Raw genomic sequence first — 13,460 nt, 5'->3', positions numbered from 1 at the left:
ATTTATACTGTGTGCTACATCAAATTCATATTCAATTATTCAAATTAGCTCAAACTATGCCAAACTGCCACAGCCAAAAAACGAGGGGAAGGAGGGCTGAAAAGCACCCCAAAATCGGCTCTCGGTTAACCACTTTGGGAACCACTTCCCCCTCTTTTTGCCCTCTTTTTAGCCAGTTAACCACTTGCGGACCACTAAAAATTGGATGAAATCGGCTCTCGTTTTGCCAAATTTGGTCAAACCATATCAGCCCGTTTAGATATAGCAAAAGCCCGGAAAACCTTGATTTTCCGGGCTTTTTGAACCATTTTGATATAGTCTGAGCAGTCGATTATCTCTTGCTGAACTGCGGAGCGCGACGAGCTGCTTTGAGACCGTATTTCTTTCTTTCTTTCATACGCGGATCTCTTGTTAAGAAACCAGCTTTCTTTAATACCGGACGGTACTCGATGTCTGCGTGAAGCAGAGCTCTGGAGATACCATGACGGATAGCGCCTGCCTGTCCGGAAACTCCGCCGCCGTGAACGTTAACGATAACGTCGAACTTATCAGCTGTCTCTGTTGCTGCTAACGGCTGACGAACGATGAGCTTTAATGTCTCAAGACCAAGATACTCATCGATATCTCTCTTGTTGATTGTGATCTTACCTGTTCCCGGTACAAGATATACTCTTGCGATAGATTTTTTTCTTCTGCCTGTTCCGTAATATTTTGTGCTAGCCATTATGAATTTCCTCCTTTCAGACCTCTAATTAAAATTTGATTTCTAAAACTTCCGGCTTCTGTGCTGCCTGCTCGTGATCCGGGCCAGCGTAAACGTGAAGTTTTGTGATCATGCTTCTTCCTAAAGGTCCCTTCGGGAGCATTCCCTTAACTGCTAACTCGATAACCTTCTCCGGCTTCTTCTCGAGCATTTCTCTTAAAGTTGTCTCTTTCATTCCGCCTACATAGTCAGAGTGGCTGTAGTAGATCTTCTGGTCTAACTTCTTACCTGTAACTTTGATCTTGGAAGCGTTTGTTACGATCACGTAATCGCCGCAGTCGATGTGCGGAGTGTAGATCGGTTTGTTCTTTCCTCTTAAGATCTTTGCTACTTCTGATGTCAGACGACCTAATGTATATCCTGTAGCGTCAACTACGTACCATTTTCTCTCAATTGTTGCTGGACTAGCCATAAAGCTCTTCATGGGTTGACCTCCTGTTTGTACTAAATCAATCAATGTTCCTTTATCGTAAAATACTGTTTCCGGGGCTTTGGCCACAGCATTTTCAACCGATGTCACAGTTATACATTATATTATACATGGTCGGGTGTGTCAACCATTTTTCTTCAAAATTTCGATTAAATTTTGCCGAAAAACCTATATTTTATCGTGGTTTTGGCATGGTCCGCTTAATCGTTCCCCGATACACGATCTCAGCCACAACTGCTGCCGCAAACTCCGTGATCCAGAACGCGTTCCAGACCGCGCCGCCGCCGAAGAGATGACAGAGAATAAAGGCGGACGGAAGGATGACTACGATATAGCGGAGCAGGGAGATCACAAGGGACTGGACACCCATGCCGATTCCCTCCAGGGCACCAGACGCTGTTACGGAGACCGTTGAGACGATGAATCCGGCGCTGATGATCCGGAGGGCCGCGCCGCCTGCTGCGATGGTCTCCGCGTTGTCGGTAAAGGCGCCAATCAGCGTGTTGGAGATCGTAAGGCAGAGCACCGTTCCTGCTGCCATGATTACGCCGGCCATAGCTAACGTTGTCTTGTAGATCTTCCCGACTCTCTCACGCTCTCCGGCGCCGAAATTGTAGCCGATCACCGGCCGCATCCCCTGAATGATGCCGCTGGCCGGGAAATAGAGGAAGGTCTGCAGTTTATAGTAGATTCCGAGAATAACCACATAGCTTCTGGAATACTGCGCCAGCAGACCATTTAACACAAAGATCATGACGGAGGGCAGTGCCAGATTGAGGATCGCCGGGATCCCGATCCCGTAGAGCTTCTTCATCGTATTTCCACCGGGAATCTTATACCTTGCTTCCAGCTTTACCGGAACCGGCCCTCGGAAATAGAAGGCAAGGTAGACTGCGAGCGAGATAAGCTGCCCCACACCTGTGGCAATCGCCGCACCGGAGATTCCCATTTTCGGAAAGAATGCCAGTCCAAAGATTAAAATCGGATCCAGGATAATGTTTGTGATGCAGCCGCCAAGCAGGGCAATCATGGACACCTTCATCCGCCCCACTGCCTGAAAGATCTTTTCGAAGGCCAGTCCTGCCATGATGATCGGTGAAAACAGGAATGCGACGGATGCGTAACGCACACCGTACCGGATGACCTCCTGATCGCCTGTGAACCTTCCAAGGAATTTTGGCATGATAACGATGCAGATCACAGAAAGAATGATCCCGTGGATCACAGACAGGACAACACCCTGAGTCGCTGCCCGGCGCGCTTCATTCTCTTTTCCGGCACCTCTCGCTGTGGCGATCAGAGCGTTGATCCCCACCCCGAAACCGATGGCCATGGCATTGATGAAATTCTGGATCGGAAATACCAGAGACAGCGCTTCCATGGCATTCTCGCTGATCCGGGCAACAAAATAACTGTCTACTATATTATAAAGGGAATTCACCAGCATGGACAGGACCATGGGCATTCCCATTCCGAGGAGAAGAGGAAAGATCGGCTTCTCCTTCATGAAAGTTTCATTCATGATTCTAACCTCCCATATAATTTTTAAAGTAACGGTTCCATATGTAAAACTTCGTTGATATAAGCAATAAAAAGAATGTACCTCGACACATCATTGGCCCGTAGTTCCTTTTTGTTTAGCGGGAAGTTCTATCGGAATTTTCTGTTAAACAAAAAACGCCACACAACCACCCATAAAGCTTTTAGGTGATTGTGTGGCGAAAAAAGTTCTTCTCTAAAAATCCACACGAGTTTTAATGTCTGGTAGAATAACATAGATTTCGGATTCTGTCAACTATCCGGAGCCCGAAGACTCGATGACCCGAACCTCTCACTCGCGAGGGCCCGAACATCTCACTTCCGCATCTGTCCGGCAAAATCTGCCATGTCCGATGCTGGCAGCTGATCACGCATCTGCGATGCTGTGATTCCTTCTGTTTCACAGCGATTTCGTACCTTGCTTCTTTTTCTCCAGATAATCATTTAACTCCGCGTTCTTCACATTCGTGATAAACATATGACCCGGAGCGTGGGTGATGACGATCGGCGGCTTCGCCCGCTCGATGGCTGCCTGTGGGGTCACGCCGCAGGCCCAGAATACCGGGATCTCGCCCTCGCGGATCTCCACTGGATCTCCATAGTCCGGATGGTCGATATCCTTGATGCCGATCTTTTCCGGATCGCCCATGTGGACAGGACCACCGTGAACATTCGGGAACTTCTCCGTGATCTCCGCCGCTTTCTTTGCGTTCTCCGGCGTCATCGGGCGCATGCTGCATACAAGCGGACCTTCAAACACACCGGCTTTCTCACACTCGATGTTCGTCTTGTACATCGGCACATTTCTTCCCATTGAGATATGGCGCACGTCGATTCCTGCCTGTAAGAGCGCCTCCTCGAAGGAAAAGCTGCAGCCGATAAGAAAACCAACGAAATCATCCTGCCAATATCCAGAAGCATCTGTCACCTCATCGACCTTCACGCCGTTTTTATAGATAAAGTACCGCGGAATATCGGTAACGATATTCGCTCCCTCGCCCATATCATGAACCAGCGGGGAGCCGTCCATGATCTCGAGGATCGGACACGGTTTCGGATTGCGCTCCGCGAACTTTTTAAAATCCTCCGCATATTTTTTCGGCAGGATCACAAGGTTTGCCTGTGCGTATCCCCCGCACATTCCGGCTGTCGGTTCTGTGATCTCACCGTCACGGATCTTTTTCCAGATCTCTTCCGGTCTTGTCGTTCTGTAATCTCCCATTTTTCACTACCCCTTTCTCCTATGCCGTTCTTTTCGTTTCCGGCATCTTAAGTTTCCTGTTTCCCACGACCCATTCTGCTGAAACGCTTCGCCGATCAGGTCATTTTCCGGTCTGCATCCCCATATTTTTTTACCGGAATCTCACAACCTCTTTTTCAAGCTCCACAAGAAACTCTTTTCCATTTACGGAGATCTTATAGGTTCCCGCCTTTACCCATGCGGTCTTGTTCGCCTCGGATGCCGCTGCGATCGCCACCGCCTGCTCATCATCCGCCGGTTCCACCGGGGTATTCAGTCTCTTCGCAAGCGCGTCAAACTCTTCTTTTTCCTTACAATAGAGAGCCTGCGCCTCATCCACCGTGACTTTCTCAAAATGGATCTTCATTCCCGGCATGCACTGGGCAAGCACCGGAAGGTCCACAGAGATCACATTGGCGATCTTTGTGTAGCCGCCTGTGGTCTGATGGTCCGCCATCATGACGATAGGATTTCCGTGGGACGGAACCTGGACAGCGCCGAAGCTGATGCCGTCAGTGATGATGTCGCCGCCGTTTTTATGCTCGATCACATCGCCTTCCATGCGGCAGCCCATGCGGTCGTACTCGTTGGAGATCGTGTAGGTGCTGTTTAAGAAGGTGTTGATTCCCTTATCTGTAAAACAGTCGTCCTGCGGGCCCATAACGACTCTGAGTGTCCATTCCTTTGCACCGTAAGACGGAAGTCCGTATACACGCTCGGCCATATGCGGGAGCCAGGATGCAGGAGCGCGGAAAGCGATCTCATCGCCGGTTCCTAATTTTCTTCCCTCGTATCCGCCAACCTTTGATTTGAGGTTCGTGGATCTGCTTCCCATAACGACCGGGATATCAAGTCCGCCCGCAAAAGCGATATACGCACGGCTTCCGCCGTACATGCCCATGAAGCTCAACGTCTGGCCCGCTTTTACCAGGACCGCACGGTATCTCTCCACCGGTTTTCCGTCGATCTTTGCCCCGAGGTCGCCGCCTGTCACCGCGATGATCTCATCTTCTGTAAATTTCATCGTCGGGCCCATCATCGTGATCTCGATGACTGCCTCGTTCGTATCATTTCCAACAAGGATATTGGCGAGTGACGCTGCCCTGGTATCCATGACACCAGATACGGACATTCCAGTCTCCTGATATCCGTAACGTCCCATATCCTGAATCGTTGTCAGGAATCCGCCGTTTATGATCTGAATGCCCATCACTCCGCCTCCTTATCATATACTACATACTGATATGTATCGTTCTCCACCTGTTTTTCGGTGGCTTTGTACTCTTCTTCCGTCACCGGGCGGAATTTGATATACTGTCCGGACTCCAGGAGTACCGGTTTTTCCCGCTCGGAATCATACAGCTTTAACGGAGTTCTTCCGATGAGCTGCCAGCCGCCCGGGGATGCCACCGGATAGATTCCAGTCTGCTCTCCGGCGATTCCCACGGAGCCGCCCTCGATCTTTACGCGCGGACTCTTCAAACGCGGAGTCGCGATACGCTTGTCCATGCCGCCGAGGTACGGGAATCCCGCGATAAATCCCAGCATGTAGATCAGGTACTCTTCGGAGGAGTGGATCTTTACGACTTCCTCTTCCGTAAGTCCGTTATGCTCTGCCACATTCGCAAGGTCCGGTCCCATCTCCCCGCCGTAAAGCACCGGGATCTCGATCACCGTTGGCGGCGGGATCTGGATGCTGCCCATGGAGGACAGAACCTGCTCAAATTTTTCTGTCAGTGCTGAGAACCGGATCACTTCCGGCTTGTATACAACGAGAAGGGAACGATAAGTCGGTACGGTCTCGACGATTCCCTCAATCTGTTCTTTCTCTAACGCGATCTTGAATGCGCGGATCTTCCGGTTGATCTCCGGACTGATCTCATTTCCAAATTCCACGGTGACTGCACAGTCGCCGGAAACCAGATATCTTACATTTCCCACAGCGAGTCTCCTCTCTATACATTTGCGGCTGTTTGACATTTGTAAGATGTCAAACAGCTGCACTCTTTTTCCTATAAACTTAAATTTTTGATCTCGACGCCTTCCGCGATCAGTGTCTCACGGATATTCTTTACGAACTCCAATGCCTTTGGGTTATCTCCGTGAACGCAGATAGAGTCTGCCTTGATCGCGATATCGTTTCCGTTGATGGACTCGACTTTTCCTTCTTTTACCATACGGATCACACGTTTGATCGCGAGATCTTTGTCCTTGATCACTGCGCCCGGAAGCTTTCTTGATACGAGAGTTCCGTCATCGTTGTAAGCGCGGTCAGCGAAGACCTCACTTGCAGCGCGGAGACCGACTTTTTCTGCTGCCGTGATCATCTTGGAACCTGCAAGTCCCATGAAGATGATGTCCTTATCTACCTCATAAACTGCCTCACACATCGCGATGGCTAACTTCTCGTCAACAGCTGCCATATTGTAAAGAGCGCCGTGCGGTTTTACATGCTGGATCTTTACGCCGTGGGCGGTACAGAACGCCATGAGAGCGCCCAGCTGGTAGCGGACATAAGCTTTCGCTTCATCCGGCGTCACTGCCATATTGCGGCGTCCAAATCCCACAAGGTCCGGGAAGCCCGGGTGTGCGCCGACGGCTGTTCCGAACTCTTTCGCCAGAGCAACGGTCTTTTCCATCACCATCGCGTCACCTGCGTGCCAGCCACATGCCACGTTTGCGGAGGAGACGTATTTTAAGATCTCCTCATCCATTCCGATCGTATAATTTCCAAAGCTTTCTCCAAGGTCACTGTTTAAGTCTACACGGTACATAAAATTTCCTCCTTGCTTTCCCTGCCGGTATTTTCTAAATTTCCTATCTACTATTTTAAACGACTTGCATCATAATCTCAATACATAATTAGCCTTAGCCGAACATCTTTAAGATTCCCGGAAGAGCTTTGATTCCGGAGAATCCTGTGAGCAGTACCACGCACACACCTAAAACGATGAGGATCGTCGGATGCTTGTAATCCTCGCCGACGATCTTCTTGTTTCTGCTCGCAAGAAGGATCGTTAAGAGGGTCAGCGGAAGGATCAGTCCGTTTAAAGCGCCTGCAAGTACAAGAAGTGCTGCCGGCTTTCCGAGGATCGCCATGATCAGTGTGGAGGCTGTGATAAATCCGATCACGAACCACTTTTCATTCTTCATGATAAACGGATGAAGAGTCTTTAAAAATGAAACCGATGTATAAGCCGCGCCGATGACGGATGTTGTAGCGGCGAAGAAAAGGACAAGACCAAAGATCTTATATCCGATCACGCCAGCTCCGAGACGGAACGCGTCTGCTGCCGGATTTGAAGCGTCGAGTGTCACATCCGGGTTTGCTGTCACGACACCGAGAACCGCAAGGAACAGCAGGATCCTCATGATTCCGGAAACGCTGACACCCATTAAAACGGACTGGCGTACATGCGGAAGATCTTTCTTTCCGGAATATCCGGCGTCAAGAAGACGGTGCGCACCGGAGAATGTGATATATCCGCCGCAGCTTCCTCCGAGAAGCGTGATGAGCGGAAGGACAAGGGCACCCACATCGCCCGGGTGGAAAATACTGCTCACAGCATCCCCTACCGGAGGTTTGGATTTGATCGCCACATAGAGAACTACGATGATCATGATACTTCCAAGGTATTTTGTCAGCTTATCCATGCTGGCCTTCGCGTCCTTGGAGAGGAAGATCAGGATTCCGATGATTCCCGCGATAAAGGTTCCAACCGTCGTCGGTATTCCGAACAATACGTTGAGTCCCAGAGCGCCGCCTCCGACATTGCCAATGTTGAATGCCAGACCGCCGAGGGCAACCATGAACGCGATAAAGTATCCGAGCCCCGGAAGGACTTTATTTGCAATATCCTGTCCGCGCATGCCGGACACACCGATCACCGACCAGATATTCAACTGTGTCGTCACATCCAGCAGGATCGTGCAGACGATCACCAGCGCGAAAATGCTTTTATACTGAGCCGTAAATGTGGAAGTCTGTGTCAGGAAGCCCGGTCCGATCGCGGATGTCGCCATCAGGAACGCAGCTCCCATCAAGGTCGTCATGTTGCTGTGTTTTTTCTTTTCCCCCATAAATGAGTACCCCTTTCGTATCTTTTCTACAACTGATGCCTTGATTTTATCTGACTTTTTAGTGATATTCAACTATATTTTTCGGTTTCTGAAAATCTTTTTGAAATTTTCAAAAAAATCGTGCGAATCCGCTCATTTTCAGCGAGCGATTTCGCACGATGTGAATTTTTGCACGTTTTCAATTGTTCAGCAGATCTGCGCCCTTCCGCGAGGGCCGTAAGATTTCAGTCTTCCTTATCAAGTCTTCTCTTCATGGAGAATCTTGTGATCCCCAAAAGGGCCGCCGCTTTTGTCACGTTGTTTCCGCAGAGCTTCAGCGCCTGGTCCATGTAGATCTGTTCCAGCATGGAAACCTCCTGATCGAGACTGATCGGTCCTTTCCGAAGATCCTTTAGCGCAAACGGTTCTCCTGTCCGGGTATCATCTTTCCAGTCCACCCGTTTTAATTCCACATGTTTTTCGAGCACGTCCCCCTGACAGAATAAGAAGCAGCGCTCAAAAATATTTTTCAGTTCCCGAACATTCCCTTTCCAGTCATACAAAAGCAGCTCCCGCATAAAATCAGGATCCACATGGGTGATATTCTTTCCAAACATGCCGTTATAATATTTCAGGTAATAATCGCAGAGCGCCGGAATGTCCTCTCTCCGGTCCCGTAACGGCGGGATCACAAGTTCCATGACATTGATCCGGTAAAAAAGGTCTTCCCGGAATTCCCCCTGCTTTACGGCGTGTTCCAGATTCCGGTTTGTCGCCGCGATCACCCGGGCATCCACTTCGATGTCCTCCAGACCACCCACACGCTTGAACTTCTTATGGTCCAGGAACGTGAGGATCTTTGTCTGCATGGAGAGGGGAAGTTCCCCGATCTCATCCAAGAACACGGTTCCGCCTGCTGCCAGCTCGATCAGACCTTTCTTCGTCTTCATCGCACCCGCAAAGGCCCCCCGCTCATAGCCAAAGAGCTCGCTCTCCATCAGATGTTCCGGAATTGCGCTGCAGTTGATGCGGACCATCAGGTGGTCCCTCCGGTCGCTGCAGGCATGGATCAGGGACGCCGCAACCTCTTTTCCCGTTCCGGTCTCGCCCCGGATCAGAATATTCACCGTGGAATTCTTTCCGAGAAGTTCGATGTGGCGCCGGATCCGCATCGCGGCGTCGCTGACTCCGATAAATTCCTGCGTTTTTCCCTTTAGAAACTCCAGGGATTCCCGATCCTGCATCTGACCAATGCAGCGGCTGGCGATCCGGTCGATCTCGTCAATATCAAAGGGCTTTAAAATATAGTCGTAAGCGCCGCGCTTCGTCGCCTCCACCGCCTGGGCAACAGAGCCGTACGCCGTCATCAGGATCACCTGGACCTCCTCATCGGCAGAACGGAACGTGGAGATCTCGTCGATCCCGAGGCTGTCCTGCAGGCGGTTATCCAGGAGGATCACCTGCGGATGGAACGTTTTCATCTTCTCGAGAGCGTCCTTCACCGTTTCCGCCGACTGGGTCTCGTATCCCCGGTCCTTCAATCCTTCCTCCAGTGTAAACCGGATCAGAAATTCATCATCAACGATCAGTACCTTTTTCATGTTCATCCCTGCTTTCAAAAATCAGGCGCACCGTTGTTCCGCGGCCCGGAGCGCTTTCCATTTCCATTTTGCCGTGGTTCTGCTCGATCAGCCGGTTTACGATCGCCAGACCAAGCCCGACGCCGTTAATGCTCTTCGTGTAGAACGGTTCTCTTGCACGTTTCAGTTCCTCTTCATTCATTCCTTTTCCGTTGTCGGAGACGCAGAATGTAGTCATACCTCCGTCGGAAGACACTGAGAGACAGATCTTCCCCGTTCCGTCCCGGCTGACCGCCCGCATGCTGTTTGTCAGAAGATTGTACAGCATCTGGCGCATTTCATTCTCATCGGCAAACACCTCACATGCCGCGCAGTCTGTCTCGAACGTGACATTCTGCTGTTCGCACTCCTTCGCGTAGATCGATGCCACCTCCCGCAGCACCGCATCCGCCGGAAAGACATGTCTGTGGTTTTCCTTCTTCACCGACAGCGTAAACAGGTCATTGATCAGCCCGGTCACCCGGTCGATTTCATGGAGCATGCTGTCGCAGAGAAGCTTTTCATTCTCCTTCACCGCCCGTCCGCCCAGGACCTGGATCCCGGAACGGATCCCGGCCAGCGGATTTTTGATCTCGTGGGCCAGCGCCGATGACATCCGGCTCGTATACTCCATTTTTGTGTAATTATCAAGGTTTTTCAGAAGATTCTCAAAAGTTCTCGCCAGCTGGCCGATCTCGTCCTTTCTCGCTGTCTCCGGAAAGCTGTACTCCCGGAACCCGTCCTTGTTCTCATCGAGCTTTTTACACGCCGCGCCCATGCTGCGGATCGGTTTTGTGAGACTCCAGGCGAGGAACACGCTGACCTGGACGATGATCAGGAGACTGGCCACAGCGCCCACAATGACGTAATTCTGTTCTTCCAGGATCGCGTTCTCGAATGACTTTTTATCCATCCAGTATTCCAGACGCCACCCCATGGAATTTCCACTGTCCGCGTACAGGAGTTCCATGTTCCCGTCCGGGATCTCCTCGTCCCCTGTGATGACCGTACCGTCGGCAGCCATGATCCGCACCGCCGGATCATGATAAAAATTATACTTCTGCCGGATCTCCTCCTCACTCAGTTTTCCCTGCAGATAGTAAATATCCGCCTCCATGCCGCGGATCGTGGTCCTCGCGTACTCTTTTCTGTCCTTAAGCTTTTCCGTATATCCATTATACACCGAAATAGCACAGAATGCACAGACCACCAGAATTCCCACCGTGACGAACGGCAGCATGATCTCATGCTCGATCCTGCAGAACCATGATCGAAACAGCTGTTTTTTCTTTCCGCTCATTCTTTGGCCCCTCTTTTCTTCTCAAACATCGGGATCACAACATAGACTGCCGCCGCGCACAGTGTTGCCGGAAATGCCCAGTATATCCGGAGATCCATTTTCCAGAACAGGACAGAGCAGATAAGTCCCGTAAAGAACGCTCCCACCGCCCCGGCTTTCGTTCTCCGTTTCCAGTACAGTCCACCGTAGATCAGAGGGGCAAGCGCCGCCGAGAATAATCCCCAGATGTCCGCTCCGAAGGACAGCATGTCCTCCGGCGGATTTACGGATAAGATCAGTGCAGCCGTGCCACCTATGAAGATAAATACCCGCGCCAGGATGAGGATCTGCTCCTCCGACATCTTCTTTTTTGTGATCTGGGCAGCCACATCGTAGGACAGCATGCAGCCGATCAGGTGAAGCTGGGAGTTCGCCGTTGAGACACAGGCGCCGATCACGCTGATCAGGAAGAAACCGCTGAACGGTGTGTTCATGAGATTGACCACTGCATAGATAAATACGTCATCCGCGGAGCAATAATTTTTCAGCTGTGGAAAGAGGATCCGCAGTCCAAGACCGATCTGGGTCAGTGCAAAGTACAGCACGCACAGGAATATCAGTGCATGCAGGATCATATGTTTTGCGGTTTTTTTATCCTTCGCCGCCAGGATCCTGACCATATACTGGGGATTCGACGCCAGTCCCATTCCCCAGCCGAAGAACATGGAGATATATACGAAGATTCCAATCTCCGCTGTCTGATTTTCGAAAACGCCCTTGCTCTTTATGAGTTCATGCACAGTCTGATCCGTCAAAAACCAGTGTCCCGGAACGTTTTTTACGATAACCAGATACAGAACCCCGATGCTCACAGAGAGCATGATCAGATTGAGGCAGTCCGACTTCGTGACGGAGTTAAAGCCGCCGAAGCTCGAATAGAGGATAAAAAGATAGACAAGAAAGACAGCTACCTTGTAATTGATATTCAGCAGGCTGGATACCGCGATGCCAAATCCCTTGATCTGGATCATCAGATAGAAAATATAGCCGCAGATCATGAATACAGCCGATGCAGTCTGCAGAAATTTCGAATGATGCTTTTTTCCGATCAGTTCCGGAATCGACAGGACATCATTCTCATAAAGCCTGTCTGTGATCAGATACAGAAGTCCTGCTCCGATAAACCACGGGATGACCGACGACGCGATGACGGAGAGTCCACTGTGATATACGTTTCCCGTAAATCCCAGAATCGTCGCCGCGGAGACCCAGGTTCCGACAAATGTGAAAAACAGGCGTTTTTCGTCATTTTTTCTCTCACCGACGAAAAACTTGGAGAGAGAATCGCTTTCCGAAAAGGAGAGCTTTCCGATGACCAGGAACACAACGGAATAGATCACAAAATAGATCAGCTGGATCAGTACCTGGTTCATAGCGCCCTCCCCGTATATTCTGTGCCGTAACTTCCGTTATCCAGTCTTCGGAGCCGGTAATATCCATAACTTTCCGTCTCCGACACCTCATACCCATCCGGTACCGTCACAAACACTTTCTTCGCCCCATTCCGGTATGCCTGATGCACCATGCGGCGGATCAGGCGGGGGAGTTCTTCCGGTTCGGAGAACCTGATCCGTACAAAGGAGATTCCGTCGGATTCCAGTTTACTCTGATCCAGAACAGCGTCCCAATGTTCATTTCTCCCAATGATCTCCATCGGGATCTCCCTCTCATACTCGATTCCCACAAGTGTCAGCCCCTTCGCCGGAGCAGTCTGTCCCGCCTCTTTGCGGTTTCTTGCCTCCAGTACCTCTTTCACATGTTCCGGCTCCCACTCACCGGTTCCCACTTTTAAGAGTGTTCCTGCTATGATCCGCACCATGTTGTAGAGGAATCCGCTGCCGCAAAGGCGGATCGTTACGATATCCTCATCATTCTTTTTCACCTCAGCCCCGTAGATCGTCCGGACCGTCTCCTCCGCCTGGTGGTTTGCGGCGCAGAAGCTGATGAAATCATGTTCCCCGATGAGATATTTTGCCGCCTCATTCATCTTTTCCACGTTTAACGGGTAATAGCAGAAATGGGCGTAGAGGCGTCTTGTCGGGATCTCGATCTTACAGTTTAAGATCTGATACTCGTAGGTCTTTACGCAGTTCTGCTTTCTCGGATGCCAGTCCAGGGGAACTTCCTCGGATTCCACCACACGGATATCCTCCGGGAGTCCGCGGTTTACCGCGTAACAGAATTTATCTCCCGGGATCCGGCTCTCCGTGTCAAAGACCGCCACATTTCCGCGCGCATGGACGCCGGAGTCCGTCCGGCTTGCCCCAATGACGCAGACAGGCTCTTTCAGAAGATCCGAAAGAGCCTTATTTAACATCTCCTCTATGGTAACGCCATTGGGCTGGAGCTGCCAGCCCTTGTATGCGGTGCCGTCGTAGGCCACCGTCAGTTTGATTCGTCTCATAGCTTTATTGTTTTCCCTCTGCTGCCCGGGGATTCCCGGGCAAATTTACTTTTATACAGATCCAGCA

12 protein-coding genes are annotated in these 13,460 nt (G+C 50.7%); all 12 read right to left on the bottom strand.

Annotation, left to right across the window (positions count from 1 at the left end):
- Window positions 1-331: 331 nt before the first annotated feature.
- A complete protein-coding gene (rpsI, locus tag GPK83_RS09590; protein ID WP_015553391.1) occupies window positions 332-724 on the bottom strand; it encodes a 30S ribosomal protein S9 in 393 nt (130 codons plus the stop codon).
- Window positions 725-752: 28 nt separating this feature from the next.
- Window positions 753-1,187: a 50S ribosomal protein L13 gene (gene rplM, locus GPK83_RS09585; protein WP_015553390.1), complete on the bottom strand. Its 435-nt coding sequence runs from the start codon at window positions 1,185-1,187 to the stop codon at window positions 753-755.
- A 181-nt stretch (window positions 1,188-1,368) separates the two neighbouring features.
- Entirely contained in the window at window positions 1,369-2,715 is a 1,347-nt protein-coding gene (locus GPK83_RS09580) for an MATE family efflux transporter (protein ID WP_215704650.1), read from the bottom strand.
- A 417-nt stretch (window positions 2,716-3,132) separates the two neighbouring features.
- Entirely contained in the window at window positions 3,133-3,954 is an 822-nt protein-coding gene (locus GPK83_RS09575) for a putative hydro-lyase (protein ID WP_215704649.1), read from the bottom strand.
- Window positions 3,955-4,084: 130 nt separating this feature from the next.
- Window positions 4,085-5,182 (bottom strand): biotin-dependent carboxyltransferase family protein, encoded by a 1,098-nt coding sequence (locus GPK83_RS09570; protein WP_215704648.1) that lies wholly within the window; start codon window positions 5,180-5,182, stop codon window positions 4,085-4,087.
- Entirely contained in the window at window positions 5,182-5,913 is a 732-nt protein-coding gene (gene pxpB, locus GPK83_RS09565) for a 5-oxoprolinase subunit PxpB (RefSeq protein ID WP_345941798.1), read from the bottom strand. The genes GPK83_RS09570 and pxpB overlap by 1 nt, the downstream gene beginning before the upstream one ends.
- Window positions 5,914-5,984: 71 nt before the next feature.
- Entirely contained in the window at window positions 5,985-6,746 is a 762-nt protein-coding gene (locus tag GPK83_RS09560; RefSeq protein ID WP_015553386.1) for a 5-oxoprolinase subunit PxpA, read from the bottom strand.
- A gap of 94 nt (window positions 6,747-6,840) precedes the next feature.
- A complete protein-coding gene (locus GPK83_RS09555; RefSeq protein WP_215704646.1) occupies window positions 6,841-8,052 on the bottom strand; it encodes an NRAMP family divalent metal transporter in 1,212 nt (403 codons plus the stop codon).
- Between the two features lie 224 nt (window positions 8,053-8,276).
- Window positions 8,277-9,632 carry a sigma-54 dependent transcriptional regulator gene (locus tag GPK83_RS09550; RefSeq protein ID WP_215704645.1) on the bottom strand — a complete coding sequence of 452 codons (1,356 nt, stop codon included), beginning with the start codon at window positions 9,630-9,632 and terminating at the stop codon, window positions 8,277-8,279.
- Complete coding sequence (locus GPK83_RS09545; protein ID WP_215704644.1) at window positions 9,610-10,950, bottom strand: HAMP domain-containing sensor histidine kinase; 1,341 nt, start codon at window positions 10,948-10,950, stop codon at window positions 9,610-9,612. The genes GPK83_RS09550 and GPK83_RS09545 overlap by 23 nt, the downstream gene beginning before the upstream one ends.
- The gene (locus GPK83_RS09540; RefSeq protein ID WP_215704643.1) at window positions 10,947-12,362 is read right to left on the bottom strand and encodes a sodium:solute symporter family protein; all 1,416 of its coding nucleotides are present in this window, start codon (window positions 12,360-12,362) and stop codon (window positions 10,947-10,949) included. Before GPK83_RS09540 ends, GPK83_RS09545 begins: the two co-directional genes overlap by 4 nt.
- Window positions 12,359-13,393 carry a tRNA pseudouridine(38-40) synthase TruA gene (gene truA, locus GPK83_RS09535; RefSeq protein ID WP_015553381.1) on the bottom strand — a complete coding sequence of 345 codons (1,035 nt, stop codon included), beginning with the start codon at window positions 13,391-13,393 and terminating at the stop codon, window positions 12,359-12,361. Before truA ends, GPK83_RS09540 begins: the two co-directional genes overlap by 4 nt.
- Window positions 13,394-13,460 lie beyond the last annotated feature (67 nt).

It is taken from the genome of Clostridium sp. MCC328, assembly GCF_018785465.1.
Taxonomy (GTDB): domain Bacteria; phylum Bacillota; class Clostridia; order Lachnospirales; family Lachnospiraceae; genus Pilosibacter; species Pilosibacter fragilis.
This window is presented reverse-complemented; position numbering and strand designations above follow the sequence as displayed.